We start from the raw sequence: 26,572 nt of genomic DNA on the forward strand, positions 1-26,572 counted from the left end.
ATCTGTCAGTCTTGCTTGATCGGGTTGCCGAGGAGGCGCAGCACCTCGCGGATCGCTTGCGCGCGGTCCTTGGGGTCGCTCAGCGCCTTGTCGATGCGCAGCTTGTCGTTGCCTACCAGCTTGATGGTCTTGTTCTTCTGCACCAGTTCGATCACGCGCATCGCGTCGATGGGCGGATTCGGGCGGAAGTTGATGTTCATCACCGTGGGCGCCGCGTCGATCTTGGCCACGCCATAGGGCTTGGCCAGCACGCGCAGGCGGTGCGTGTCAAACAGGGTCTGGCCCTGCGCCGGCAGCTTGCCGAAGCGGTCGGTGATCTCTTCCAGCATGGCGTCGATCTGCGCCGGCTTGTCGGCCGTGGCCAGGCGCTTGTAGAGCGAGAGCCGCACATGCACGTCGCCGCAATAGGCGTCGGGCAGCAGGGCCGGGGCGTGCAGATTGATCTCGGTGGTGGCCGAGAGCGGCGAGAGCAGGTCGGGCTCCTTGCCGGCCTTGAGCGAGCGCACCGCTTCCGAGAGCATCTCGTTGTAGAGCTGGAAGCCGACTTCCATCATGTTGCCGCTCTGGTTCTCGCCCAGCACCTCGCCGGCGCCGCGGATCTCCAGATCGTGCATCGCGAGGTAGAAGCCCGAGCCCAGCTCCTCCATCGCCTGGATGGCCTCCAGGCGCTGCGCTGCCTGCTTGGTCAGGCCCTCGATGTCCGGCACCATCAGATAGGCATAGGCCTGGTGGTGCGAGCGGCCGACGCGGCCGCGCAGCTGGTGCAGCTGGGCCAGGCCGAACTTGTCGGCGCGGCTGATCACGATGGTGTTGGCGGTGGGCACGTCGATGCCGGTCTCGATGATGGTGGAGCACAGCAGCACGTTGTGCTTGCCGCCCACGAACTCGCGCATCACCCGCTCCAGCTCGCGCTCGGGCATCTGGCCATGGGCGACGATGATGCGCGCCTCGGGCAAGAGCTCCTCCAGCTTCTGGCGCCGGTTCTCGATCGTCTCGACCTCGTTGTGCAGGAAGTAGACCTGGCCGCCGCGCTTCAACTCGCGCAGCACCGCCTCGCGGATGGTGCCGCTGCTCTCGGCGCGCACAAAGGTCTTGATGGCGAGGCGGCGCTGCGGTGCGGTGGCGATCACGCTGAGGTCGCGCAGGCCTTCCAGCGCCATGCCCAGGGTGCGCGGGATCGGCGTGGCGGTGAGCGTCAGCACGTCGACCTCGGCACGCATCGCCTTCATTGCCTCCTTGTGACGCACGCCGAAGCGGTGCTCCTCGTCGATGATGAGCAGGCCCAGGCGGTTGAACTTGACCTCCTGCGAGAGCAGCTTGTGGGTACCGATGACGATGTCGATGGTGCCGTCGGCCAGGCCCTCCATCGCCGCCTTGATCTCCTTGGCGGAGCGGAAGCGGCTCATCTCCGCCACCTTCACCGGCCATTTGCCGAAGCGGTCGGCGATGTTCTGGTAATGCTGCTCGGCCAGCAGCGTGGTGGGCGCCAGCAGCGCCACCTGCTTGCCACCCATCACCGCGACGAAGGCGGCGCGCAGCGCCACCTCGGTCTTGCCGAAGCCCACGTCGCCGCAGACCAGGCGGTCCATGGGCTTGGGCGAGATCATGTCCTGGATCACCGCATGGATGGCGGCGCGCTGGTCGGGCGTTTCCTCGAAGCCGAAGCTGGCGGCGAAGGCCTCGTAGTCGTGCGGCGAATAGCGGAAGGCATGGCCCTCGCGGGCGGCCCGGCGGGCGTAGAGGTTGAGCAGCTCGGCCGCGGTGTCGCGCACCTGCTCGGCCGCGCGGCGCTTGGCCTTCTCCCATTGGCCCGATCCGAGCCGGTGCAGCGGCGCCTCCTCGGCGCTCACGCCGGTGTAGCGGCTGATCAGGTGCAGCTGGGCCACCGGCACATAGAGCGTGGCCTTGTCGGCGTACTCGAGGTGCAGGAACTCGGAAGCGCCGTCACCGATGTCGATATTGATCAGGCCCTGGTAGCGCCCGATGCCGTGATTCACATGCACCACCGGGTCGCCCACCTTGAGCTCGGAGAGGTCCTTGATGAGCGCGTTGACGTCGCTCACCTGCTCCTGCTTGCGGCGCCGGCGCGTCGTCGGCGTGGTGGCGAACAGCTCGGTCTCGGTGAAGAGCTGGATGACGTTGCCACCCTCCGGCTCGTACCAGAAGAAGCCGGCCGCCAGTGGCGCGGCGGTGATGGCGAACTTCTCGTCCGAGGCCTCGAACTCGGCAAGACCTGACACCGAGGGCGGATCGATCTTGTTGTCGCGCAGCAGCTCCAAGAGGCTCTCGCGCCGGCCTTCGCTCTCGGCCAGCAGCAGCACGCGGTGCGGCGTGCTCTTCAGGTGCGCGGCCAGGCGCGCCAGCGGCTCCTGCGCGCCGCGCTCCACGCTCACATCGGGCAGGGGCCGGGCATAGTCCACCGGCTCGCTGCCGCGCAGCGCCAGCACCGCATGCGCATGGGTGAGGCCGAAGAAGTCCTCCACCGGCAGGAAGATCTCCTCGGGCGGCAAGAGCGGCCGCTCGGGGTCGTGCTGCAGGAAGCGATGGCGCTCGCGCGTGTCGGTCCAGAAACGCTTCAGTGCCTCGTCCACCTCGCCATGCAGGGCCAGCGCGCAGTCGCTGCCCAGAAAGTCGAAGATGGTGGCGGTCTGCTCGAAGAACACCGGCAGGTAGTACTCGATGCCGGCGGTGGCGATGCCCTGGGCCATGTCCTTGTAGAGGCGCGACTTGGTCGGGTCGCCGTCCATCTTCTCGCGCCAGCGCGCGCGGAAGGCCTGGCGCGCCGCCTCGTCCATCGGGAACTCGCGGCCGGGCAGAAGGCGCACCTCGGGCACCGGATAGAGGCTGCGCTGGCTGTCGGGGTCGAAGGTGCGGATCGAGTCCACCTCGTCGCCGAACAGGTCCACCCGGTAGGGCACCGGCGAGCCCATCGGGAAGAGGTCGATCAGGCCGCCGCGCACCGCGTACTCGCCCGGCGAGACCACCTGGCTCACATGGCTGTAGCCGCCCAGGGTCAGCTGGGACTTCAGGCTGGCCTCGTCCAGGCGCTGCTTGAGCTTGAAATTGAAGGTGGTGGCGGCCAGGAAACTCGGCGGTGCCAGGCGCGTGAGGGCCGTGGTGGCGGGCAGCAGCACCACATCCACCTCGCGCTGGTCCATGGGCTTGCCCTGCGACTGCAGCAGCTGCCAGAGCGTGGCCAGGCGCTCGGAGATCAGGTCCTGGTGCGGGCTGAAGGTGTCGTAGGGCAGGGTCTCCCAGTCGGGGAACACCGCCACGCGCAGCTCGGGGGCGAAGAACTTGAGCTCGTCTTCGAGGCGCTGTGTATCGCCCGGCTCGGCGGTGACGATGGCGCTGAGCCGGCCGGCCTCGCGCTGCTGGCGGATGAAACGCGCCAGCAGCAGGGCATCGGCCGAGCCGGTGGGGCGAGGCTGGTTGAATTTCTTGCCGGGGGAGATCAGGGGCAGCTGCATAGCGCACAAATGAGTTCAGCCCCGAAGCGGGGCCTGGCGCCATTGTAGGGACGCCGCGCTGTGCGACGTCCATGCCGCTCATGCCGCGCAGCGTGCAGCTGGTCGCAAGCCGGCTGCTGCCAGCAGCCATCTTCCCTAGAGTGCGCAGCCATGGGCAGCCGCTTGGTGGCGGGGCCCGTCAAGGAGACTCACCATGCCAAGCGCCAGCCGCCATCTGTTTGCCCCCACCCTCGGCCTTGCCCTGCTCAGCGCCGCCTGCCTGGTGGCCCTGCCGGCCCAGGCGGAGGGCTTCAAGGCCGGGGTCGAATTGCGCGAGCAGGCCTCCCTGAGCGAGATCGGTCTGCCCGCCTACCCGGGCGCGACCGAGCAGCGCGACAAGGCCGACGACAAGGCGGCCGTGACCCTGGGCCTGTGGGGTGGCAGCCTCGGCTTCAAGCTGCAGGTGCGCAAATTCGCCAGCGGCGATGCGCTGGATACGGTGGCGGCGTTCTACCAGGACGCCCTGGCGCAGTACGGCGAGGTGCTGGATTGCAGCAAGCCCCAGCCCAGGCGCGCGGCGAAGCACAAGCGCGGCGATGACGATGCCCTGAGCTGCGGCGACGAAACGCCCAAGCCCGGCTCGCGCGTCTACAAGGTGGGCACCGACAAGGACTTCCGCATGGTCTCAGTGCAGCCCAAAAGCGCGGGCGTGCATTTCCAGCTGCTGCGCCTGGTGGCGAAGGGCATCTAGGCGAAAGCGCCGCGCCTCAGCGCTTGCGGCGGCGGCTCAGGCCAAAGGCCCCCAGGCTGCCCGCCAGCAGGACCAGGGTGCCGGGCTCGGGCACGCGCTGCACCAGGCCGTCGTTGGCACCAAAGGTCTGGAAGCTGCGGCCGTTGGTGGCGAACTGCGCCTGCGTGCCGCCATCGCAGCAGCCTTCCAGGCCCACGATCTTGAGCTGATGACTGCCAGCGGCGATGCTGACGTTGCTGAACTGGAAGGACTGGTTCACATCGGCGTAGCTGCCGCCCCACCACATATCGGTGCTCTTGTAGCCCAAGGCGACGCCGTCCAGGAATATGGCGCCGCCGTGGCCGAAGTCGACCCCGGCGCGCAGCGACCACAGGCCGGCCAGGGCATCGCTGACGCCGAAGTCGATGGTCGACATATAAGCCACGTTGCTGACGCTGCCGCCGAACACCGAGTGGTTGCTCACGCCGTCATACAGGCTCAGCACCGTTTGCTGATGGCTGGCATCGGCCATCGCGCCGCTCACGACGCTGAGATAGGCCGCCGCGCTGGCCTGCGCTCCGGCACCCGAGGTGGCGGTCTCGAAGCTGATGACGCTGGCTTGGGCGCCACAGGCGATGGCGAACGAGGCGATGGCGAGCAGGCGGCGCTTCATGGTGTGTGGTCTGGTGTTGAAGTTTGGCGCGAGTATCGTCGCCGCGTGCGCCCTATCTCAGTGACGAAACCCACGAACCGCCCCCCAGGCGCGGGGAGTGCGCCGATGCGAGCGCCCGTGGCGTGAACTAATTCACCGCCGCGCGGCGTCGCCGCGCGCCCGCGGCGCCAGCCGCACCGGCTGCGCCTCGCCTTGCAGCGCCCTGGCGCGCAGCTGCCCGCAGCCGCCATCCACGTCCTGACCGGCCGAGTCGCGCAGCTTGGTGAGCACGCCGCGCTGGTGCAGCTCAGCCGCGATGGCGCGCGCCCGCTCCCAGCTGGGGCGCTGGAACGGCAGCTCGGGCACGCTGTTGTAGGGAATCATGTTGAGGATGCCGTACTTGCCCTTGAGCAGGCGCACGATGCCATCGAGCTCGTCGGGGCCATCGTTGATGCCCTCCAGCAGGGTCCATTGGTACTGGATCGGGTAGCCGCTGCTGCGCGCATAGTGCTCGCCGGCCGCCACCAGCTCCTCGGGCGTGAGGCGCGGCGCGCGCGGCAGCAGGCGCTCGCGCAGTGCCGCCTTGCTGGTATGCAGCGAGAGCGCCAGCGCGGGTTTGACCACGCCTTGCGGCAAGCGCTCGAAGGCGCGCGGGTCGCCCACCGTGGAGAACACCAGGTTCTTGTGGCCGATATTGCCCAGCGTGCCCATCAGCTCGATGGCCTCCAGCACGTTGTCGAGGTTGTGCGAGGGCTCGCCCATGCCCATGAACACCAACTTCTTGACCGGCCGCTGCGTGCGCGCCAGCACCAGCTGGGCCAGCATCTCGCCGCTCGTGAGCTGGCGCAGCAGGCCGTCGCGCCCGGTCATGCAGAACTGGCAGCCCACCGCGCAACCCACCTGGCTGGAGACGCACAGGCCCTCGCGCGGCAGCAGCACGCTTTCCACCGTCTGGCCGTCGGCCAGGCCCACCAGCAGGCGCGCCGAACCGTCCTCGCCCGGGTGGCTGGAGACCAGCCTTGCCAGGCCCTGCAGCTCGGCATCCAGGGCGGGCAGGGCCTCGCGCAGGCGCAGCGGCAGAAAGTCCTCCAGCTTGCGGCGCCCAGCCTCATGGCCGCGGCCCAGCAGCCAGTCGCGCAGCACGCGCTGCTCGTGTTGGGGGTTGGCGCCCAGCGCGCGCAGGCGCTGGCGGAAGCTGCTGATTTGCATGGGGGGCGAAGTTTAGAGCGTGAACACGCTCTTAGCCCTGCAGGGTGCGCCGGATCAGGCCGGGCAGCTCTTCCAGCGTGTTCTGCTTTTGCAGCACCGCGCGCGCGCCGACGCGCTGGGCCCCGGCCAGCAGCTCGTCGGTGATGAAGCCCGAGCTGATCAGCACCGGCAGGCCCGGGCGCAACTCGGCCACCAGCTCGGCCACCTCCAGGCCGGACATCTCGGGCATGTTGAAGTCGGTGATGAAGAGGTCCACGCCCTGCGCCTGGTCGGCCAGCAGGGTGAGCGCCTCGCCTGCCTGCTGGCAGCAGCTGACGCGGTAGCCGGCGCGCTTGAGCAGGCGCTCCACCATCAGCAGCATCACCTCGTCGTCATCGAGATAGAGCACATGCTCCTGGCCGCCGCCATCCAGCACCGCGGCCTGGGAGCTGGGGGCCTCGTAATCGGCGGCCACCTCGTCCACCAGGGGCAGCAGGATGTGGAAGGTGGTGCCCTGGCCGAGCTGGCTGTCCACCGTGATGGCACCCTGGTGCGCGGCCACGATGCCATGCACCACCGCCAGACCCAGGCCGGTGCCCTGGCCCACCGGCTTGGTGGTGAAGAAGGGCTCGAAGATACGCGCCTGCAGTTCCTCCGACATGCCGACGCCGGTGTCGGCCACCCACAGATGGGCGTAGTCGCCGCGCGGCAGCTGGGACAGGCGCGCATCGGCGTTGCCACCCAGGTGCAGGCGCGCGCAGCCGACCGTGAGGCGTCCGGTGCTCCCCACCAGCGCGTGCCAGCCGTTGGTGCAGAGATTCATCAGCACCTGTTGCAGCTGGGTGGCATCGGCCGCGACCAACAGGGGCTCGTCGCTGAGCTGGGCGTCCAGGGCCACGCGGGCGGGCAGCGTGGCGCGCAGCAGGCTGAGGGTCTCCGCCACGATGGGGCGCAAGGGCTGGGCCAGCATCTGGTGCGGCTGGCGCCGGCTGAAGGCGAGGATTTGCTGCACCAGGCCGCGCGCGCGCACCGCCGCCTTGTTGATCTCGTCCAGGAAGCCGCGCACCGGATGGCTCTTGGGCACGTCCTGGCGCGCCATGCCCACATTGCCCAGGATGGCCGCGAGGATGTTGTTGAAATCGTGCGCGATGCCGCCGGCCAGCGTGCCGATGGCCTCCATCTTCTGCGCCTCGCGCAGCTGCAGCTCCAGCTGGCGCAGCCGACCCTCGGCGGCGCGCTGCTGGGTCACGTCCACCGGCGAGAAGATCAGGATGCGGCCCTCGTCGGACTCGAACACCTGGGCCGAGACCACGCAGCGCATGAATTCGCCACGCTGGTTCACCAGGGTCACCTCGTACTCGCTGAGGCGGCCATCGCGGTCCAGCAGCTCCAGATAGGGCTGGCGGTCCGCATAGTCGGCCCAGATGCCCAGCTGCAGCGGCGTGCGGCCGATGAAGTCCTCGGCCCGGTAGGCGAACAGCGTCAGAAAGGCCTCGTTGGCCTCGACGAAGCAATCGTCGGCCAGCCGCACCAGCGCCAGCGGCACGGGCGAATGCTGGAAGATGTTGGCGAACTTGGCCTGGCTCTGCTTGAGCGAGATGCGCGAGCTTTCGAGCCGGCGGATATGGCGCAGCAGGAAGAAGCTCAGCAGGCCCACGAACAGCAGCATGGCGGCGCCGAAGGCGATGCGGTCGCGGCTGCGGATATGCCAGCCCGCCAGCACCTCATCCATCGCACGCGCATAGATGGCGGTGAGCGGATAGCCCTCCACCTTCTTGTAGAAGTACAGGCGCGGCGTGAGGCCCTCCTCGTCGAGGAAGTTGCTGCCCTCGAACATGCCCTCCTCGGCGGCGCCGCGCAGCCGCGCGAAGGTGGGCGAGGCCGAGACGTCCAGACCCACATAACTGTCCTTGTGCGGGGTGCGCACGATCAGAAAGCCCTCGTGCGACAGCAGCGAGACGAGGGCGTGGCTGTCTTCGGCGATGTGGCGGTAGAACTTGCTGAAATAGGCCACGCTGATGTCGGTGCTCAGCACGCCGTGGTACTCGCCGTCCGCGCTGGCGTAGTTGCGCGCCAGCGGCAGGATCAGCTCGCCGTCGTAGTAGCGCGGGAAGGGGCGGCCTAGCACCGGCGCCGATTGCAGCGGGTGCTTGAGCAGGTAGCCAATGTAGCCGCGGTCGTCGGCGTCGGTCTGGTAGGCCGGGTAGTCGGTCGTGCTGACCGCGGCCGCGCCCTGGGTGTTGACGAACTGGAAGGAGGTGAGGATGCGGTTGAAGGGCTGGGCGCGCGTCAGCACCGAACGTATCAGCGCGTCGCTGGCGGGCTGCTCGCGCCGCTCCAGCTCGATGGCGCGCATCAGCGAGTTGATATTGCCGTCGGCGTCGGTGAGGATCTGCTTGGCATGCTCCTCCAGCAGGCGCACCGCGGTGAGGCCATGCTCGCGCTCGGCCTGCAGCGTCATGGCCTGGTCCTGGCGGATCGCCAGCCAGGTCTGCGCCACGATCGCCGCCATCATCAGCGCGGCGAACAGCAGCAGCACCAGGCGCGCGCCGCGTGAACCCTCGTTCAGCGATTTCAGCAGGGGCGTCAGGGTCGGCATGCTAGCGATAGATGCCGGTGCCCAGGCACAGCTCGGGCAGCTCGGGCACCCGTTCCACATAGCCGCGCTTGGGCTCCACCTGCTTGGTGATGGGATGCGGCCATTTGTATAGCACCCAGCCCTTGCCCTCCTTGGTGTGGAAGCACAGGCGCACGAATTCGCGGATCAGGTAGAAGCCATCGGCGTCGCGCATCTCGATCATCACCTTGCCGCGGATCTTGGGATTCTTGCCATGCACCGCCTGGAAACCGTCGGGCGCGACGCTGTAGAGGTAGAGATCGCCATGCGGGTTGATGGCGCTCCGGCTGTTGAAGGGGCTGTCGAGGCGGTTGAACTCGGCGGTGGCCTTGTCCAGGCCGTTGGCCTTCAAGTAGGCCTGCGCCTGGCGCAGCAGCGCCAGCGCATCCTCCTCGCTGCTGGCACCCGGCGGCTGCGCGTTCGCGCCGGCCGCCAGCACGGCCAGGGCGAGGGCGCACATCGGCAGTTTCGGCATGGCGTTCACCTGTGGCGTGGCGATTGGGCGAATGGCGGACTCTTTTCCTGGTGTTAACCCTAGTTCCGGCTAAGCTTGCAGGCTTCGCGACTCGCCAGCCTGGCCACCCCATGATGCTATCCGATCACCGTGTGCAAAACAGTCAGTTACGTGGACGCCTGATGTCCGCCGAGGCCGCCGCCGCGCTGATCCCCTCGGGGGCCAATGTGGGCATGAGCGGCTTCACCGGTGCCGGCTATCCCAAGGCCGTGCCGCAGGCGTTGGCGGCACGCATCGAGCGCGCGGCGGACGCCGGCGAGCCCTTCCGCATCGGCCTGTGGACCGGCGCCTCCACCGCGCCCGAGCTCGACGGCGCGCTGGCGCGCGTGCATGGCGTGCAGATGCGCCTGCCCTACCAGTCCGACCCCACCAGCCGCAAGCAGATCAATGCCGGCGAGATGGAGTACACCGACATCCACCTGAGCCATGTGGCCCAGTATGTCTGGTTCGGCTTTCTGGGCAAGCTGGACGTGGCGGTGATCGAGGTGGCGGGCGTGCTGCCCGATGGCCGCCTGATTCCCTCCACCTCGGTGGGCAACAACAAGACCTGGCTGGACCAGGCCGACAAGATCATTCTCGAGGTCAACTCGCTGCAGAGCCTGGGCCTGGCCGGCATGCACGACATCTACTACGGCACCGAGCTGCCGCCGCGGCGCGTGCCCATCCCGCTCACGCGCGTGTCCGACCGCATCGGCGAGCCCTATCTGCATTGCGATCTCAGCAAGGTGATCGCGGTGGTGGAAACGCGCCAGCCGGATCGCAACTCGGTCTATGCCGAGCCGGACGCCAACTCGCGCGCGATCGCCGCGCACCTGATCGAGTTCTTCCAGCAGGAGATCAAGCTGGGCCGGCTCACGTCCGATCTGCTGCCGCTGCAGTCGGGCGTGGGCAATGTCGCGAACGCCGTGCTGGCCGGCCTCAACGAGGGGCCGTTCGAGCACCTGACCGCCTATACCGAAGTGTTGCAGGACGGCATGCTGGCGATGCTGCAGTCCGGCAAGCTGGCGCGCGCCTCGGCCACCGCGCTCTCGCTGAGCCCGGCGGCGGCCGAGTTGTTCGAGCGCGAGATCGATTTCTTCAGCGAGCGCATCGTGCTGCGGCCGCAGGAGATCAGCAACCACCCTGAGGTGATACGGCGCCTCGGCCTGATCGCGATGAACTCGATGATCGAGGCCGACATCTACGGCAACGTCAACTCCACCCATGTGATGGGCAGCAGCATCATGAACGGCATCGGCGGCTCGGGCGACTTTGCGCGCAACGCCTATATGTCGATCTTCATGACGCCGTCCACCGCCAAGGGCGGGGCGATCTCCTGCATCGTGCCGATGGTCTCGCATGTGGACCATACCGAGCACGATGTGCAAATCATCGTCACCGAGCAGGGCCTGGCCGATCTGCGCGGGCTCTCGCCCAAGGAGCGCGCGCGCGTCGTCATCGAGCGCTGCGCCCACCCCGACTACCGGCCCGCGCTGCTGGACTATTTCGAACGGGCCCGGCAGGGCGGTGGCGGTCAGCACACCCCGCATCTGCTCGACGAGGCCCTCGCCTGGCACAGCCGCTATCTGCGCGAAGGGCGCATGCTGCCGTGATTGTTCGCGACCGCCCCTCGGGCCTGCGCCTGTTCCTGGTGGTGCGGGGCTCCATCCTCAAGCAGATCCGCTGGGTGCTGTTGGTGAACGTGCTGGTCGCCGTGGCGGTGACCTGGTCGCATGGTGATCTGTTCAGCCACAAGATCACGCTCACCACCATTCCCTTCACCCTCATCGGCCTGCCGCTGGCGATCTTTCTGGGCTTTCGCAACAACGCCGCCTACGACCGCTACTGGGAGGCGCGCAAGCTCTGGGGCGAGCTGCTGCTGCGCAGCCGCAACCTGGCGCGACAGACGCTGAGCCTGATCGACCTGCCCGATGGCCCGGCGCCAGATGCGCCGCCGCCGCGCGGCGATCTCGGCGATGTGCGCGTGCGCCTGCTGTACCGCATGATCGCGGTGGCGCAGGCGCTCAAGCACCAGCTGCGCGGCACGCGCGATGTGCAGGGCGAGGTGGCGGCGCTGCTGCGGCCCGAGGAGGCGCACCGCGTCGCGGGCCTCGCCAATCCGGCCGCGGCCCTGCTGCTGGAGGCGGGCGAAGACCTGCGGCGTTGCCGCCGGGCCGGCCAGCTGGACTCGGTGCGCGCCGCCGCCCTCGACGCCACGCTCTCGGCCATCAGCGCCGCCGCCGCGTCCTGCGAGCGCATCAAGAGCTCGCCGCTGCCCTTCTCCTACACCCTGCTGCTGCACCGCACCGCCTACCTCTACTGCTTTCTGCTGCCCTTCGGCTTGGTGGACAGCATCGGCTTCATGACGCCCTTCGTGGTGGGCATCGTGGCCTACACCTTCTTCGGCCTGGACGCGCTGGGCGACGAGATCGAGGAGCCCTTCGGCCTGCTGCCCAACGACCTGCCGCTGGACGCGATCTGCCGCGGCATCGAGATCGACCTGCGCCAGGCCCTGGGCGAGCGCGACACGCCGCCGCCGCTGCAGCCGGTGGACTATTGCCTGATGTGAGAATCGCCGCATGAGCAATTACGCAACAGGCCTGCAGCCACGCTGCTATGCCCTGGTGCCGGCGGCGGGCGTCGGTGCCCGATCCGGCGCCGCCGGCCCCAAGCAATACGTCAGCTTGGCCGGCCGGCCCATGATGGCCCACACCCTGGCCGCGCTGCGCCGGGTGCCAGGTCTTGCCGCCACCCTGGTGGTGTTGTCGCCCGAGGACGATCAGTTCGAGAGCCTGCTGCCCGAGTTCGAGGGCGAGACTGCCTGGGTGGCGCGCTGCGGTGGCGCCACGCGCGCCGACACGGTGGCCGCCGGCCTGCGCGAGCTGCAGGCGCGCGGCGCCCAGCCGCACGACTGGGTGCTGGTGCACGACGCCGCGCGCTGCTTGCTGCAGCCGGCCTGGGTCGAGCAGCTGATGGCCGCCTGCGCGGGCGACGAGGTGGGCGGCCTGCTGGCCCTGCCGCTGGCCGATACCCTGAAGGCGGAGCAGGGCGGGCGCGTGGCCGCCACGGTGGACCGGCAGGGCAAATGGGCGGCGCAGACGCCGCAGATGTTCCGCCTTGGCCTGCTGCAGCCGGCGCTGGCCCATGCCGAGTCGGCCGGCGCGGCCGTCACCGACGAGGCCAGCGCCATCGAGGCCCTGGGCCATCGGCCCCTGCTGGTGGCCAGCAGCCTGGAGAACTTCAAGGTCACTTGGCCGGCGGACTTCGCGCTGGCCGAGCGCCTGCTGCGCAGCCGCGGCTGACTAGCGGCCGAAAAAAAAGCGGCTGTACCGCCGCTTGAAATTGACCTGGCCCGCCGGCACTTCGCTGTCGATCCCGGGCCCCGGTTTTCTCCTCCTTAGAAGTGCACGCTGAGACCCAGCGAGAACATATTGACGCGGGTGCGCGGGCCTTCGCTGCCGGTCTTGGCGCGCAGCTGGTCCCAGTCGGCGTTGAGCGACACGGACTTGCTGATCGCATAGGCAAAGCTGGTGCCCAGCACCGGCTGCACGCTGGACTGGCTGCTGCTGGTGCCATCGTGCTGCGCCGTGCCGCGCGCATAGGCGAGACCCAGCTTGCCCTTGAAGCTGAAGTCGCCGCTGTTGAGCGGCAGCACGCCCAGCAGGGCCACGCCCGAGCTGCGCAGGGTGCCGGCCTGGCCCTGGGCCGCGCCGACCTGGAAGGCCATGGCCTCGAAGCCGAACTGGCCGAAGGCATAGCCGCCGTAGACCTTGCCGCTGAGCTTGGCGCTGCGGTCGCAGGCCAGCGCCTGGTCGCAGCTCAGCTCGTAACGGCTGTAGAGGCCCGCATTCGCGCCCGCATAAGGGCCCACCAGCACATCGGCCTCGGCGCGGCTCGTCATGAAGCAGGCCGCGACGATCGCCAGCAGCATGGTCAGGTGGGTTTGCAGTCGTCCGCTCATCTGTGCTCCCTGGCCGCCATGGGCCAACAGGGGCGCAGTGTTGCCGCTGCCGGCCGATCCGGCCAGCGGGCGCTGTGACGAACCGCCTTATGCCCCCGGCGGTACTAGGATTCGATACCAACACACCAGGGGTGAGCAGCGATGAGCGGTCCGGAAATGTTGATGCAGGTGCTGAAGGCCGAGATGCGCGCCGCCGGCGTGACCTACAAGACCCTGGCGCAGCGCCTGGGGATGAGCGAGTCCAGCATCAAGAGGGTGTTCTCGCAGGGCGATATGAGCCTGAGCCGGCTGGCCCAGGTCTGCAAGGCGGTGGGCGTGGCGCTGGAGGATGTGCTGCGCCAGGCCGCTGATGCGGTACCGCAGGCCGATACCCTCACGCTGGCGCAGGAGCGTTCGCTGGTGCAGGACCCGCATCTGCTGCTGGTGGCGATCTGTTGCCTGGGCCATTGGAGCGTGGCGCAGATGCTGGAGACCTACCGGCTCAGCGAGCCGCAGCTGATCGCCTGCCTGGTGAAGCTGGACCGACTCTCGCTGATCGAGCTCAAGCCGCTCAACCGCTACCGGCTGCGCGTGTCGCTGGCGTTCCGCTGGCAGCCCGACGGGCCGGTGCAGCAGTTCTTCCGCAGCCATGTGGTGGACGACTATTTCGCCGGCCGCTTCGACGGCGCCGGCGAGACCCTGCTGTGCGTGCACGGCCGGCTCTCAGCCCCCAGCGCCAAGGGCCTGGTGCAGAAGATCCACCAGCTGGCCGCCGAGCTGGCACGCTTGCACCAGGACGACCAGCGCCTGCAGCCCGAGGCGCGCGATGGCTTCACCCTGCTGGTGGGGCTGCGCTCCTGGGAGTTCGCTGCCTTCACCGCGATGCGGCGCTGAGTGTCGCGGCACGGCCGCCGCGGCTACCAGATCGGGCCGAGGTAGAGGTAGAGCGATGCGCCGCCGCCCTTGGTGCCGCCGGCGGCCAGGTAGAAGGGGCCGAAGCGCGTGTCCACCGCCAGGAAGCCGCTGCCGGCGAGCTTCAGCTCGCCCAGGCGCGGCAGCGTGCGCTCCGGGCTCACGCCGCCCAGCTCCATCGAGAAACCGGCGCGCACCGCGCCGCCCAGGCCGATCGGCATATGGCCGATGCGGCGCGCCATCACCACGCGCGCGAGCGCGCTGCTGCGGCCGCTGAGCGATTGATCGGCCGTGCCCGAGAGGCGCAGGAAGCCGCCCAGCGGGCTGGTGCTGCCCAGGTCGGTGTGGCTCCACTCGCCATACAGATGGCCCGCCCACAGCCCGGCGCGGAAGGCCGCCAGGCCCAGGGCACCGAATTGATGGGCCTGCTGCTCGGCGCGCCGGTAACGCTGCCATTGCGCGTTCAGCAGCACGCCGCGGCTGGGGAAGCCGAGCGAATCCAGTGTGTCCACGCTGATCTGCGCGAACTGCTGCTGGAAGGTGGCGGTGGACTCGGGCAGGGCCGGGTCGGCCGGGATTTCCACATGCACCGAGCTGCGCGTGCGCGCCACGCCCAGCTCGACCTCGCCCCAGTTGCCCAGATTGCGACCCAGCGCCAGGCTGGCGCTGCCCGAGCTGGAGGCCAGGCGCAGGGCGCGGCGGCCGTTGTCGAACAGGTCGCTGCCGCCGGCCTGGTAGGCCAGCGTGCCGCTGAGATGCCAGGGCGAGCCGGGGCCCAGCGGCTGCATCAGCTGCGTGCCCAGGCCGCGCTCGGCGCCGATGCGGCCGGTGCTGCGCAGCTCGGCGCCCCAGGCGTTCAGCCAGGTGGCCACATGCATGGCCACCAGCGAGAAGCGATTCGCGTCGGCGAAATTGCTGTAGAGCTCCAGCCCCAGACGCAGGCGGCTGCGCGCCCAGTCGGCCTCGGCCACATGCAGGGTGACATGGCGCTGGCCGTCGCGGTCCTGCACCTGGCTGTCGACGCGCTCGAAGTCGCCGCTGCCATAGAGCTGGGCGGCGGCCTTGTTGATCTCGGCCTGGCTGATCGGCTGGCCGGCTTTGAGGTCCAGCTCATTGCGCAAGGCCTCGGGGTTGCTGCGCTGCGCGCCCGCGATGCTGAGGCTGGCCAGCGGCAGGGCCTTGGCGAGGTTGCCGGGGGCGCTGCGGCGCAGCCGTTCCAGCGCCGCATAGGCCTCGGGGCCCAGCGCCAGCGCGCGCAGGCGTTCGTGCGCCGCCATGGCGGCGCGCTGGCCGGCGTCCAGCGCCTCGGCCTGGCGCGTGAAGTCCATGAAGCTGAGATTGCCCAGGTCGGGGTCGATCAGCACGTCCTGGGGCTGCAGCTGGCGCAGCGAGCGCTCGACGTTCTGGTTGGTGAGGATCTGCAGCATCTGGTTGGCCACGCCCACCGCGCTGGTGATCTCGCGCGCCTCCAGCAGCGGCGAACCCACGTTCACCGCGATGATCAGCTCGGCCCCCATCTTGCGCGCGATGTCGACGCCCAGATTGCGCACCAGGCCGCCGTCCACCACCGGCCGGCCGTTTACGCGCACCGGCGCGAACACGCCGGGCACCGCCATCGAGGCGCGCATCGCCAGGAACAGCGGTGTGTCCACCATCTCGATCAGCTCGCCATTCAGCAGATCGGTGGCGATGGCGCGAAAGGGCAGGCGCAGCTGGCTGATCGGCTGCTCGGCGATCTCGTCGGGCACCAGGCTTTCGAGCGTGAACTCGAGCGCGCTGTTGCCGGCCGCGGCGGGTGGCAGGCTGGCGCCGCTGGCCCGGCTCAGGCCCAGTTCCAGGCGCGAGGGCAGCAGCTGGTCCTCGATGCGGCGGCGCAGGGTCAGGTCTTGCCGCGGCGGGCGGTCGGCCAGGATGGCGTCCCAGTCGCTGCGCAGCACGAAGTCCTGCAACTCGGCGGTGCTGCGCCCGGAGGCATAGGCGCCGCCCACCACCGCGCCCATGCTGGTGCCCACCACCAGGTCCACCGGCACGCGCAGCTCCTCCAGCACCTTGAGTACGCCGATATGCGCCAGCCCGCGGGCGCCGCCGCCCGAGAGCACCAGGCCGATCCTGGGGCGCTCCGGCCGCTCAAGCGCCTCGGGGGGTCCGGGCGGTTCGGCACGCAGCGGCGCGGCCAGCAGCAGGGTCAGGAGCAGCAGGGGAAGGTGGCGTGGGCGTAAGGTCATGGAGGGCAGGGCGTCGCGGCCGCCACCATAGCGCAGTCTGGCGGCCTTGTTGAGTGCGATAAGCTCAGTGCCTTTGCAAGCAGGCTGAACGCGCCCCATGACATTGCCTCCGACACCAGCTCCATTGCGCATTGGCGAAGGCTGGGATACCCATGCCCTGGTGACCGATCGCCCCCTGATTCTGGGCGGCGTGACGATCCCGCACAGCCACGGCCTGCTGGGCCACTCGGATGCCGATGCGCTGGCCCATGCCATCACCGATGCCCTGCTGGGTGCGGCCGCGCTGGGCGATATCGGCAAGCTCTTTCCCGACACCGCGGCCGAGTTCAAGGGCGCGGACTCGATGGTCTTGCTGGCCGAGGCCTACCGGCGCGTGCGCGCCGAGGGTTGGCTGATCGTCAATCTGGATGCCACCATCGTGGCCCAGGCGCCCAAGATGGCGCCGCATATCCCGGCCATGCGCGCGCGCCTGGCCGAGGTGCTGGGCATCCAGCTGGCGCAAGTCAATGTGAAGGCCAAGACGGCCGAGAAGATGGGGCCGGTGGGCGAGGGCCGGGCGATCGAGGCGCGCGCGGTCTGCCTGCTGAGCGCCGGCTGAGTCCGCTCAGGCGGCGCGACGCAGTCGCAGCACCGTCACCAGGCCGCCGTCGCTGGCATTGGCGATGTGCACGAAGCCGCCCAGGCGCTGCACCGATTTCTCCACGATGGCCAGGCCCAGGCCGGCGCCGGTGGCCGAGGTGCGCGCGCTGTCGCCGCGGTAGAAGGGCGTGGTCAGGCGCGCCAGCTTGTCCTCGGGCACGCCGGGGCCATGGTCGCGCACCTGCAGCAGGATCTCGCCGCCCTGGGGCTGGGCGCTGATCTCCACCAGCGCCGGCTGACCCTCCTCATGGCCATAGCGGCGCGCGTTCTCGAGCAGGTTCAGCAGCACCCGGCCCAGCTCGGTGTCGTCGGCCCAGACCTTGAGTTCGCGCGGCACCTCGAGGCGGATGCGGATCTGGCTCGGATCGCGAAAGCCCTGGGCCTCGCGCTCCACCACGTCGATCAGCGGAAAAGCCTCCAGCGCCAGCTCGGTGGGGCGCGCATAGTCCATGAACTTGCTGATGATGGCGTCGAGCTGGTCGATGTCCTGCGCCATGAACTGGCGCGCCTGCTCGTCGGAGACGCTCATTTCCATTTCCAGGCGCAGCCGCGCCAGCGGCGTGCGCAGATCGTGCGAGATGCCGGCCAGCATCACCGCGCGGTCTTCCTCCAGCTTGGCAAGCTCACGCGCCATGCGGTTGAAGCCCATATTGACCTCGCGGATCTCGCTGGTGCGGGTGGTCTCGTCCAGGCGTGAGTCGTATTCGCCCTCGCGGATGCGGCCGGCCGCCACGCTCAGCTCGCGCAGCGGCTGGTTGATCAGGCGCGCGATCGCCACCGAGCCCAGCAGCGTGGCCATGAAGGCGATCAGCACCCACCACCAGTTGTTGGTGAAGGAGACCGAGAGCGGCTCGGGGCTGGTGCGCAGCCAGAACTGGTCGTCACCGATGCCGAAGCGCACCCACAGGCCGGCGCGCCCGTTCAGGCTGCGTGCCACCACGGTGTTCTGCCCCAGGCGCGCGCGCAGGGCCTGGGCCAGCTGCTTGGCAAAGGGGCTGAGGTCGAAGGCCTGCCATTGGTCGGTGACCTCGGCCACCTCCACCAGCACGTCCTCGCTGGTGAGCGACTTGATCACCGCAACGCGGTTGATGCTGTCGGTATTGGTCAGCGCGATGCGGCTGAGGTTGACCAGGCCGGCCAGCTGGTGCGCCGCCTCGAGCGCGCGCGGCTCGGCCTCCAGCACCTTGAAGGTCTGCTGCCAGGCCAGCACACCGCCGGTGAGCAGAATGGCCAGCAGGGCAAAGGTGCGCCAGAAAAGATTCAGCGCCAGCCGGGGGTGGGGCATCAACTTGCTTCGTCAGGCACGAACACATAGCCCACGCCCCACACCGTCTGGATGTAGCGGGGCTGGGCGGGGTCGGCCTCCAGCAGCTTGCGCAGGCGCGAGATCTGCACGTCCAGGCTGCGGTCGAAGGGCTCGAACTCGCGGCCGCGCGCCAGCTGCGCCAGCTTGTCGCGCGAGAGCGGCTGGCGCGGGTGGCGCACCAGGGCCTTCAGCATCGAGAACTCGCCGGTGGTGAGCGGCAGCGCCTCGCCACCCTTGGAGAGGCGGCGCAGCGCGAGGTCGAACTCGAAGGGCCCGAAGGTCACCGTCATCGGCTCCTTGGAGGGCGCGCCGGGCGCTTCCGGCGGCGGGCGGCGGCGCAGCACCGCGTTGATGCGGGCCAGCAGCTCGCGCGGGTTGAAGGGCTTGGCCAGGTAATCGTCGGCGCCCACCTCCAGGCCGACGATGCGGTCCACCTCCTCAACCTTGGCGGTGAGCATGATGATGGGGGTGTTGTCGTTGCCGCCGCGCAGGCGCCGGCAGATCGACAGGCCGTCCTCGCCGGGCAGCATCAGGTCCAGCACGATCAGGTCCACGGTCTCGCGCGTCAGCTGCTTGTTGAGGGCCTTGCTGTCCTCGGCCAGCAGCACGTCAAAGCCTTCCTGGGTGAGGTAGCGGCGCAGCAGGTCGCGGATGCGGGCGTCGTCGTCCACGACCAGGATGCGATTGGGGCGGGCGTTGCTGCTCATGGCGCGACTCCTGAATTTGTAACAGAGGCATTGTGAGCCGTTTTTTGCCGAGGTCTTGCAGCTCGCAGCAGTCGTTACAGCTTGGTAACACTTGCTTCATCTGGGCCATGGCGGTCAACGGCGGTCAACGGTGGAGAGGGGTCGGGCGCTATGCTGGCTCCGACAGGGCATGCTGCCCGCCAAGGAGGAATATGAACTCGAAGCTTTCCATCGCCGCCACCACCATCACGCTGGCCCTGGCCGCCGGCAGCGCGGCCGCGGCCGAGGCGCCGCGCCGCGACGCCCTCAGCCTGAGTGCCAGCGCCACCGTGGAAGTGCCGCGCGACACGCTCACGGTGCGCTTCGGCATCACCAAGGAGGGCAGCGATGCCGGCCTGGTGCAGAGCCAGCTCAAGCAGGCGCTGGACGCGGCCCTGGCCGAGGCGCGCAAGATCGCCAAGCCCGGCGCGGTGGAGGTGCAGACCGGCAACTTCTCGCTCTATCCGCGCTATGCACCCAAGGGCGGCATCAATGGCTGGCAGGGCTCGGCCGAGCTGCTGGTGGAGGGCAAGGACATGGCCGCGATCGCGCAGCTGACCGGCCGCGTGAGCAGCATGAGCATTGCCAGCGTGGGCTACAGCCTCTCGCGCGAGGCGCGAGAGAAGCAGGAGAGCGACGTGGTGGCGCAGGCGATCGCACGCTACAAGGCCAAGGCGGCCGACTATGCGCGCCAGTTCGGCTACGGCGGCTACCAGATCGGCGAGGTGACGGTGAGCGCCGACAGCAATATGCCGCAGCCCATGGCCGCGCCGATGGCGCGCTTCAAGTCCGCTGCCATGGCCGACGAGGCCCTGCCGGTGGAGGCCGGCAAGGCCAGCGTCAGCGCCACCGTGAGTGGCGTGGTGCTGATGGGGAAGTGAAGCGTTATTGAGCGGTCCAGCCGCCGTCCAGGCTCCAGGCCTGGCCGCGCACATTGGCGGCCGCGTCCGAGCACAGGAAGACGGCCAGTTCGCCGAGCTGCTCGGGCGTGGTGAACTGCAGCGAGGGCTGCTTCTCGGCCAGCAGGCGGCGCTTGGCCTCCGCGTCGTCCACGCCGTCCGCGGCGGCGCGTGCGTCCACCTGCTTCTGCACCAGCGGGGTCAGCACCCAGCCGGGGCAGATGGCGTTGACCGTCACCTGGCTGGTGGCGGTCTCCAGCGCCACCGCCTTGGTGAAGCCCACCAGGCCATGCTTGGCCGCCACATAGGCCGACTTCTGCGCCGAGGCCACCAGGCCATGCACCGAGGCAAGGTTGATGACACGGCCCCAGCCACGCGCCTTCATGCCGGGCAGGGCCAGGCGGGTGGTGTGGAAGGCCGAGCTGAGGTTGATGGCGATGATGGCGTCCCAGCGCTCGACCGGGAAGTCTTCCACCGGGGCCACATGCTGGATGCCGGCGTTGTTGACGAGGATGTCGCAGCCACCGAACTCGGCATTCACATAGGCCATCATGGCCTCGATCTCGGCCGGCTTGCTCATGTCGGCGCCGTGATAGCCCACCTTGACACCGAGGGCCGCCACCTGGGCCTTGGGCGCCTCGACATCGCCGAAGCCGTTCAGCACGATATGGGCGCCCTGGCGAGCGAGCGAGAGGGCGATACCCAAGCCGATACCGCTGGTGGAACCGGTGACGAGGGCGGTCTTGCCATTCAACAACATGAGGATCCTCTGGGCGTTGTTACGATGTCCGTGAAGGATACGAAGTATGGCTGAACCGCTGCTGAAACATGTGCAATGCCTGAGCTCCGCCGGCCTGCACCGCATGGGCTATTGGGAATGGGGCGCGCGCGACAACCCGCGCGTGCTGGTCTGCGTGCACGGGCTGTCGCGCCAGGGGCGCGATTTCGATACCCTGGCCCAGGCGCTGGCGGCGCAGTACCGCGTGATCTGCCCCGATGTGGTGGGGCGCGGCAGCTCCGACTGGCTGGCCAATCCGGCGCTCTACCAGATCCCCACCTATGTGGCCGATATGGTGACCCTGCTGGCGCGCCTGGACGTGGAACAGGTCGACTGGGTGGGCACCTCGATGGGCGGCTTGATCGGCATGGGGCTGGCGGCGCTGCCAGGCAATCCGGTGCGGCGCCTGGTGCTCAACGATGTCGGCCCGGCGATCGAGCCCGATGCGATCAAGCGCATCGGCAGCTACCTGGGCCAGCGCATGGACTTCGCCTCGTTGGAGGAGGGCGCGGCCTATCTGCGCAGCATCTCGGCCGGCTTCGGCCCGCACAGCGAGGCGGCCTGGCTGGCGCTCTCGCGCCCGATGTTCAAACCCGCGGGCAGCGGCGTGCGCCTGCACTACGACCCGCGCATTGCCGAGCCGCTGGCCACCGTGACGCCGGAACTCGCCGCCGCCGGCGAGGCCATGCTGTGGCGCGCCTATGACGCCTTGCGCTGCCCGACCCTGCTGGTGCGCGGCGCCGACTCGGACCTGCTGTCCGCCGCCACCGCGCAGGCCATGCGCGCGCGCGGCCCCAAGGCCCAGCTGCGTGAGCTGGCCGGCGTGGGCCATGCACCGATGCTCAACGACCCCGGGCAGATCGGCCTGCTGAGCGAGTTCCTGTTGGCCGCATGAAGACCGGACTTAGCGCTGTTGCCGAGCATGCGGCACCGATCGTGGCGCTGCTGGATGCCGACGCGCAGGCCGGCCTGCCGCAGGCCCTGCCCAGCAGCCATCCCGACGCCAAGGCCGGCGAATCCAGCCTGCCGGTGCCGCGCGCGCGCGCCTTCGCCGAGCCGCTGCTGAGCGGCCAGCCGCTCGATACCGGCGAAGAGGCGCTGGCCCATGCCGATGGCGTGGCCGCCATCCTGGCGGGTGTGGGCGCCGCGCCGGCGATGCAGGCCGCCGCCTACCTGGTCTATGCGGGCGACTTCCTCAACAAGCCCGAGGAGATCGTCGCCAAGGCCTTCGGCGAGAGCTATGCGAGCCTGGTCACGCACACGCGCAAGCTGGTGCAGATCCAGCGCGCGGCGCGCGAGGCGGTGGTGGGCGAGGAGCAGCTCTCGCAGCAGACCGAGCGCGTGCGCAAGATGCTGCTGGCGTTCTCGCGCGACCTGCGCGTGGTGCTGTTGCGGCTGGCCTCGCGCCTGCAGACGCTGCGTTACTTTGCCGCCAGCAAGCGGGCCTGTCCGCGCGCGCTGGCGGCCGAGTCGCAGCAGGTGTTCGCGCCGCTCGCCAACCGCCTCGGCATCTGGCAGATCAAGTGGGAGATCGAGGATCTCTCCTTCCGCTTCCTCGAGCCCGAGAAATACCGCGAGATCGCCAAGGGCCTGGACGAGAAGCGCCTGGAGCGCGAGCAGCATGTGGAGTCCTGCCGCCAGACCCTGCTGGCTGGCTTGCAGGGGCAGGGCATCGCGGCCGAGGTGCAGGGGCGGCCCAAGCATCTCTACAGCATCTGGAAAAAGATGCAGGGCAAGGACCTGACGCTGGCGCGCGTGTTCGACCTGCGGGCGCTGCGCGTGATCGTGCCTTCGGTGCAGGACTGCTATGCCGCGCTGAGCTATCTGCACGAGCATTACACGCCCATGGCGGGCGAGTTCGACGACTACATCGCCAAGCCCAAGCCGAATGGCTACCAGTCGCTGCACACCGTGGTGGCGGGGGCCGACGGGCGCGTGATGGAGGTGCAGATACGCACGCGCGCCATGCACGAGCATGCCGAGCATGGCGTTGCCGCGCATTGGGCTTACAAGGAGGCCGGCACCAAGGGCTATGCGGGCGTGAGCGCCGCGGGCGAGTTCGAGGAGCGCGTGGCCGAGGCGCGCAAGGCGGTGCTGCACCAGCTGCTGGCCTGGGAACGCGACACCCTGGCGGGCGAGAGCGCGGCGGTGTTCGACGACCGCATCTATGTGTTCACGCCGCAGGCCGCCATCGTCGAGCTGAGCGCCGGGGCTACGCCGATCGACTTCGCCTACGCCCTGCACACCGACCTGGGCCACCGCTGCCGTGGCGCCAAGATCGATGGCGTGATGGTGCCGCTCAACACCGCGCTGAAGAGCGGCCAGACGGTCGAGATCACCGCGCTCAAGGAGGGCGGCCCCTCGCTGGACTGGCTCAACCCCGAGCTGGGCTATCTGCACAGCCAGCGCAGCCGCACCAAGGTGCGCGCCTGGTTCAACGCGCAGGCGCAGGCGCAGACGATTGCCAAGGGCCGCGAGCTGGTGGAGAAGCTGCTGCAGCGCGAGGGCAAGACGGCCATCAAACTGGAGGATCTGGCGGGGCGCCTGGGCTTCAAGCATGCCGACGCCTTGTTCGAGGTGGTGGGCAAGGACGAGTACTCGCTGCGCAATATCGAGCTGCTGCTGCGTCCGCCGGCGCCCGAGCCCGATACCGACGAGATGCTGGCGCAGCGCCGCACCAAGGCCGGCAGCAGCGCGCCCCGGCAGGGAGCTCAGGGAGGTGTGTTGGTGGTGGGCGTGGATTCGCTGCTCACCAATCTGGCGCGTTGCTGCCGGCCCGCGCCGCCCGATGTCATCGCCGGCTATGTGACGCGCGGCAAGGGCGTGGCCATCCATCGCCGCGATTGCAGCAACTTCCGCCAGATGGCGCAGCGGGCGCCCGAGCGCGTGATCGCGGTGGCCTGGGGGGAGGGTGGCGAGAAGAAGGGCCTGCTCTATCCGGTCGATGTGATCGTCGAGGCCTCGGTGCGCGCGGGCCTGCTGCGCGATGTGCTGGAAGTGTTCGCGAAGGAGAAGATGAACGTCACCGCGGTGAACACCCAGTCCGCCAAGGAGCTGCGCGGCGACACCGCCTGGATGAGCTTCACCGTCGAGGTGGCCGACTCGGCCCGCCTGGCCCAGGTGCTGCGTGCGGTGGCCCAGGTGAACGGGGTGCGCGGCGCGCGCCGCAAATGAATGCGATGGATGCACGCATGTTTCTGGACGACTCGAAAAAGCGTGCTATACTGCGAAGCTCTTCAGGCGCGTAGCTCAGTTGGTTAGAGCACCACCTTGACATGGTGGGGGTCGTTGGTTCGAATCCAATCGCGCCTACCAAATTTGGTAGGTACACCCTAGTACACGGAAGCCCGGTAACTCACAAAGTTGCCGGGCTTTTTGCTTTTCAAATCAACGGTTTGCAGTGGCCCCGCGACACGGGCGGTGCCTTGTGCCCAACAGTGCATGCATGTTCGCTCAGCACCATTGCCAAGTCCAAACACGCGCGCCGATTGGAACACCAGTGGAACAAGCCTAGCAAGGCCCTGCCCAGTTGAAAGCTCTGATCTGCAGTGCGTTGAGCCGAGCCTTGGGAATCGCTACTGCTGGCGACTGGCAATCGTTGCTTTGCCACCCCAGTTCAAGGAAGTTGCGAATTTGGCCGCTTGAACAGAAGCATCGTTAGCTTGCCGAAGTCTTTGCTTTTGCAGAATGTTCGCACATCAGTGAAGTTAGGATTCGTTTCGGATCCATAGCCTGTCGGCGTGGTGCCAGCCCTTTGAGCCAATGCGAGTAGTTTTGGGCGAGGGTTGTTCCTGAAGCCGTGGGGGCGATCAGTCACTACGCTTGCCACTGGTGAACCTTCGGGCGATCAGCCGTCTAGGGTTGACCTCTGATTTTCGCGGTACATCTATCAGTCAGGGAATATGACAATAAAAGACGGAAACCGCCAATACTTGGCGGAAGAGGTGTTGGAGGTCCGATACAAGCCAAAAGGTGCATTTATATCGCACGCGGGAGAGTTGGCTGACTATGTCGTGAATTCTGGAGTGCTTCCCCACTGGACTCTAGATACTAACAGGATCGACTTTCGAGATCATCCGGACGAGGCCGTTAACCTCCAGGCATTCTTTTCCTTCAAGAATCTCGGGTTCATTGCACATAATGCACCGACTGAGAATTTCTTTAAAGACAAATGTATCCAGTATTGGAAGGTTGTAAGCTCCAATAAGTTATTTCCTATTGTCGATATAACTCGAATTGGTGTTAGGAAGCGGTGCTTCGTTCCTTTGGGTGTTGACTTTGATATGGTCGAGGAGCAGCTGTTTAAGTATCTTTGCAAAGGAGATATATTCGACTTGCTGGGGGCCAAGAGGAAAGACTTGCAGGTTATATACGACCTAACTGAAAAATTTGGTCAGTCACGCCTGACAATTGGACCATTGCACAGGGGCGAAGCTGAAAAGCACTTTAAGTTCAAATCTGAATTGTTTGAGCAAGCGGGTATTTACCTGGACTCAGATGGATTCGTAGAGAACCCAAAGCCCAAGAGAATGTTGGTAGAGGATTTTGTCAGGGACGTGAGTGATTCGACTTGGGATCGTTTTGAAAGGCTGCTTGCTAAGCTGGAGGTCCGATGAGCGTGGGCAGTCGTCGCGTCACGCGAATCACGGAGCGGTTTGAATACGCGGACGAAGGGTCTACGCCCATCTATGAAGCTAGTAACTCAACCTATTCTCCGTCGTCATCTTCATTTGATGCGAACGGGGGTACAAGTGCGCGCTCAGAGAGAGCTGGCTCAGCGGATAGGGACTTGGTAAGTAATGCTTCCATAAGAATCGATCATGAGGCATTTGCTGGAGGATTGAAGGCCTGGGTAGGCGAGCATTTTTTAAAGATTGCGCTTGGAAGCGTAGCTATGGTTGCATCCGTCATTTCGTTTACCTGGATCGCCAGCGCTAGGATTGCGACAGTTGAAAACAAGCTCGACACGATGGACTCCAGAAGCAAGGACTTGCAGGCCGAATCAAAAGGGCTGGTCGAAAGAGTCAATAAACTAGAGAGTAATGTGACCCCTGTCGCCCCCGAGCGCCTAAAGGCTGATCAAAAAGCCAAAAAGTGAATCGGCGCTATCGTGAAGGCAAAGTCACTGAGAGTTCCTCGGGAATATTGCGCGAGGAAAGGCGACAAAAAAGTCTTCTGGCCTGGCGATGAAGAAATGGCGGTACCCCCGGACAGGGGGCTGCTGAATATTGATTTAGAATATGGTGCGGATCTTGGCTGTCGTCGTAATAACACTAGCCAAGACAAATGCCGGCATTCTCACTGCGCATTTGTTGCCGCCGTAAAGCGCTAATCCTTAGCAAGCACCCGTTGCACGACCGATACCCCGCAAGGCACCGCAGCGGCGATTTTTAGCATGCCCATCCCCTGCGAGCGGAGTTCAAGGATGCGCGTCTCAACGGCCGCAGATGCCCTAGGCCGGCCTATGGCCTCGCCTGACTTTGTGCCGAGCTTCTTTGCCCTTGCTAGGCCAGCTCTAATGCGCTCTTGGATCAGTGCTCGCTCGAACTCTGCGAATACGCCCATCATTCCGAAGATGGCGCGCCCTGCCGGTGTTGTGGTGTTGATGCCCTGCTGATGCAGGTACAGGTCCACGCCTGTTGAGTGCAGTTCTTGCAGCAGGTTCACCAAGTCAATGAGTGAGCGGCCCAGGCGATCCACTGACCACGCAGCCACCACGTCAAACTCTTTGCGGGCTACTCCCTTGAGCAGCGCATCGAGCTGAGGGCGCTCTGCGCGGCCCTTGGCGCCGCTGATCCCTTTGTCCACGAACTCGCCCACCACCAGCCAGCCAAGGCGCTCTGCGGCCGATCTGAGGTCTTGCAGCTGGTTCTCGGTGGTCTGCTTGTCGGTGGATACGCGCGCATACAGCGCGACCCTAAGCTGCCTACTTGCTTTGTTCATGGCTAACCCCTTGAGTTCGAGGCTTGGCATCGTGCCTGCGTTGCATACGGAAAGCAAGTGATTTACGTATATCAAA

Annotated in this window: 22 protein-coding genes and 1 tRNA gene; 12 read left to right on the plus strand and 11 right to left on the minus strand. The window is 67.5% G+C overall.

Features of this window, described 5'->3' with window-relative positions:
- Positions 1 to 5: 5 nt before the first annotated feature.
- Complete coding sequence (gene mfd, locus PFX98_RS16170) at positions 6 to 3,470, minus strand: transcription-repair coupling factor (RefSeq protein ID WP_285231510.1); 3,465 nt, start codon at positions 3,468 to 3,470, stop codon at positions 6 to 8.
- Between the two features lie 193 nt (positions 3,471 to 3,663).
- Between mfd and PFX98_RS16175 the strand changes: the two genes are divergently transcribed.
- Positions 3,664 to 4,200 carry a hypothetical protein gene (locus PFX98_RS16175; RefSeq protein WP_285231511.1) on the plus strand — a complete coding sequence of 179 codons (537 nt, stop codon included), beginning with the start codon at positions 3,664 to 3,666 and terminating at the stop codon, positions 4,198 to 4,200.
- A gap of 16 nt (positions 4,201 to 4,216) precedes the next feature.
- On the opposite strand, the gene PFX98_RS16180 is transcribed toward PFX98_RS16175, so the two are convergent.
- The 4 genes from PFX98_RS16180 to PFX98_RS16195 all read right to left on the minus strand — a co-directional run bounded on the left by PFX98_RS16180 (position 4,217) and on the right by PFX98_RS16195 (position 9,111).
- A complete protein-coding gene (locus PFX98_RS16180) occupies positions 4,217 to 4,852 on the minus strand; it encodes a CCXG family PEP-CTERM protein (RefSeq protein WP_285231512.1) in 636 nt (211 codons plus the stop codon).
- Positions 4,853 to 4,984: 132 nt separating this feature from the next.
- On the minus strand, positions 4,985 to 6,040 hold the full coding sequence (locus PFX98_RS16185) for an RNA methyltransferase (protein ID WP_285231513.1): 1,056 nt from the start codon (positions 6,038 to 6,040) through the stop codon (positions 4,985 to 4,987).
- Positions 6,041 to 6,071: 31 nt separating this feature from the next.
- Entirely contained in the window at positions 6,072 to 8,618 is a 2,547-nt protein-coding gene (locus tag PFX98_RS16190) for an ATP-binding protein (protein ID WP_285231514.1), read from the minus strand.
- A gap of 1 nt (position 8,619) precedes the next feature.
- Positions 8,620 to 9,111 (minus strand): cache domain-containing protein, encoded by a 492-nt coding sequence (locus tag PFX98_RS16195; protein ID WP_285231515.1) that lies wholly within the window; start codon positions 9,109 to 9,111, stop codon positions 8,620 to 8,622.
- A 110-nt stretch (positions 9,112 to 9,221) separates the two neighbouring features.
- Here PFX98_RS16195 and scpC point away from each other — a divergent pair, with 110 nt between their 5' ends.
- From scpC to ispD, 3 genes are read left to right on the plus strand one after another with little or no spacing between them, the layout of a single operon-like run.
- Positions 9,222 to 10,742 (plus strand): succinyl-CoA:acetate CoA-transferase ScpC, encoded by a 1,521-nt coding sequence (gene scpC / locus PFX98_RS16200; protein WP_285231516.1) that lies wholly within the window; start codon positions 9,222 to 9,224, stop codon positions 10,740 to 10,742.
- Positions 10,739 to 11,698, plus strand: coding sequence for a bestrophin family protein (locus tag PFX98_RS16205; protein WP_285231517.1), 960 nt, complete (start codon positions 10,739 to 10,741; stop codon positions 11,696 to 11,698). The genes scpC and PFX98_RS16205 overlap by 4 nt, the downstream gene beginning before the upstream one ends.
- 10 nt (positions 11,699 to 11,708) lie before the next feature.
- Positions 11,709 to 12,431: a 2-C-methyl-D-erythritol 4-phosphate cytidylyltransferase gene (gene ispD, locus PFX98_RS16210; protein WP_285231518.1), complete on the plus strand. Its 723-nt coding sequence runs from the start codon at positions 11,709 to 11,711 to the stop codon at positions 12,429 to 12,431.
- Between the two features lie 95 nt (positions 12,432 to 12,526).
- Here the strand turns inward: ispD and PFX98_RS16215 are convergent, their stop codons facing one another.
- Entirely contained in the window at positions 12,527 to 13,090 is a 564-nt protein-coding gene (locus PFX98_RS16215) for an outer membrane beta-barrel protein (protein WP_285231519.1), read from the minus strand.
- A 141-nt stretch (positions 13,091 to 13,231) separates the two neighbouring features.
- Between PFX98_RS16215 and PFX98_RS16220 the strand changes: the two genes are divergently transcribed.
- On the plus strand, positions 13,232 to 13,963 hold the full coding sequence (locus PFX98_RS16220) for a helix-turn-helix domain-containing protein (protein WP_285231520.1): 732 nt from the start codon (positions 13,232 to 13,234) through the stop codon (positions 13,961 to 13,963).
- Between the two features lie 23 nt (positions 13,964 to 13,986).
- Here the strand turns inward: PFX98_RS16220 and PFX98_RS16225 are convergent, their stop codons facing one another.
- Positions 13,987 to 16,206, minus strand: a complete 2,220-nt coding sequence (locus PFX98_RS16225; protein WP_285231521.1) for a patatin-like phospholipase family protein — start codon at positions 16,204 to 16,206, stop codon at positions 13,987 to 13,989.
- Positions 16,207 to 16,303: 97 nt separating this feature from the next.
- Here PFX98_RS16225 and ispF point away from each other — a divergent pair, with 97 nt between their 5' ends.
- Positions 16,304 to 16,804 (plus strand): 2-C-methyl-D-erythritol 2,4-cyclodiphosphate synthase, encoded by a 501-nt coding sequence (gene ispF / locus PFX98_RS16230; RefSeq protein WP_285231522.1) that lies wholly within the window; start codon positions 16,304 to 16,306, stop codon positions 16,802 to 16,804.
- A 6-nt stretch (positions 16,805 to 16,810) separates the two neighbouring features.
- Here ispF and PFX98_RS16235 read toward each other — a convergent pair whose 3' ends face one another.
- Both PFX98_RS16235 and ompR read right to left on the minus strand, forming a co-directional pair.
- Positions 16,811 to 18,130, minus strand: coding sequence for an ATP-binding protein (locus PFX98_RS16235; RefSeq protein WP_285231523.1), 1,320 nt, complete (start codon positions 18,128 to 18,130; stop codon positions 16,811 to 16,813).
- Complete coding sequence (gene ompR, locus PFX98_RS16240; protein WP_285231524.1) at positions 18,130 to 18,858, minus strand: osmolarity response regulator transcription factor OmpR; 729 nt, start codon at positions 18,856 to 18,858, stop codon at positions 18,130 to 18,132. Before ompR ends, PFX98_RS16235 begins: the two co-directional genes overlap by 1 nt.
- A 191-nt stretch (positions 18,859 to 19,049) precedes the next feature.
- Here ompR and PFX98_RS16245 point away from each other — a divergent pair, with 191 nt between their 5' ends.
- Positions 19,050 to 19,757 carry an SIMPL domain-containing protein gene (locus PFX98_RS16245; protein ID WP_285231525.1) on the plus strand — a complete coding sequence of 236 codons (708 nt, stop codon included), beginning with the start codon at positions 19,050 to 19,052 and terminating at the stop codon, positions 19,755 to 19,757.
- Between the two features lie 4 nt (positions 19,758 to 19,761).
- Here PFX98_RS16245 and PFX98_RS16250 read toward each other — a convergent pair whose 3' ends face one another.
- Complete coding sequence (locus PFX98_RS16250) at positions 19,762 to 20,532, minus strand: 3-hydroxybutyrate dehydrogenase (RefSeq protein WP_285235615.1); 771 nt, start codon at positions 20,530 to 20,532, stop codon at positions 19,762 to 19,764.
- A 49-nt stretch (positions 20,533 to 20,581) separates the two neighbouring features.
- Here PFX98_RS16250 and PFX98_RS16255 point away from each other — a divergent pair, with 49 nt between their 5' ends.
- From PFX98_RS16255 to PFX98_RS16275, 5 genes are all read left to right on the plus strand, one after another.
- On the plus strand, positions 20,582 to 21,448 hold the full coding sequence (locus PFX98_RS16255) for an alpha/beta fold hydrolase (protein ID WP_285231526.1): 867 nt from the start codon (positions 20,582 to 20,584) through the stop codon (positions 21,446 to 21,448).
- Entirely contained in the window at positions 21,445 to 23,727 is a 2,283-nt protein-coding gene (locus PFX98_RS16260) for a RelA/SpoT family protein (protein WP_285231527.1), read from the plus strand. The genes PFX98_RS16255 and PFX98_RS16260 overlap by 4 nt, the downstream gene beginning before the upstream one ends.
- Positions 23,728 to 23,791: 64 nt before the next feature.
- Positions 23,792 to 23,868, plus strand: a tRNA-Val gene (locus PFX98_RS16265).
- Between the two features lie 587 nt (positions 23,869 to 24,455).
- Positions 24,456 to 25,169, plus strand: coding sequence for a hypothetical protein (locus PFX98_RS16270; RefSeq protein ID WP_285231528.1), 714 nt, complete (start codon positions 24,456 to 24,458; stop codon positions 25,167 to 25,169).
- A complete protein-coding gene (locus PFX98_RS16275) occupies positions 25,166 to 25,651 on the plus strand; it encodes a hypothetical protein (protein ID WP_285231529.1) in 486 nt (161 codons plus the stop codon). The genes PFX98_RS16270 and PFX98_RS16275 overlap by 4 nt, the downstream gene beginning before the upstream one ends.
- 230 nt (positions 25,652 to 25,881) lie before the next feature.
- Here the strand turns inward: PFX98_RS16275 and PFX98_RS16280 are convergent, their stop codons facing one another.
- On the minus strand, positions 25,882 to 26,496 hold the full coding sequence (locus tag PFX98_RS16280; protein ID WP_285231530.1) for a recombinase family protein: 615 nt from the start codon (positions 26,494 to 26,496) through the stop codon (positions 25,882 to 25,884).
- Positions 26,497 to 26,572: the final 76 nt, after the last annotated feature.

The sequence above is a fragment of the Paucibacter sediminis genome, assembly GCF_030254645.1.
GTDB classification, from domain to species: Bacteria; Pseudomonadota; Gammaproteobacteria; order Burkholderiales; family Burkholderiaceae_C; genus Paucibacter_B; species Paucibacter_B sediminis.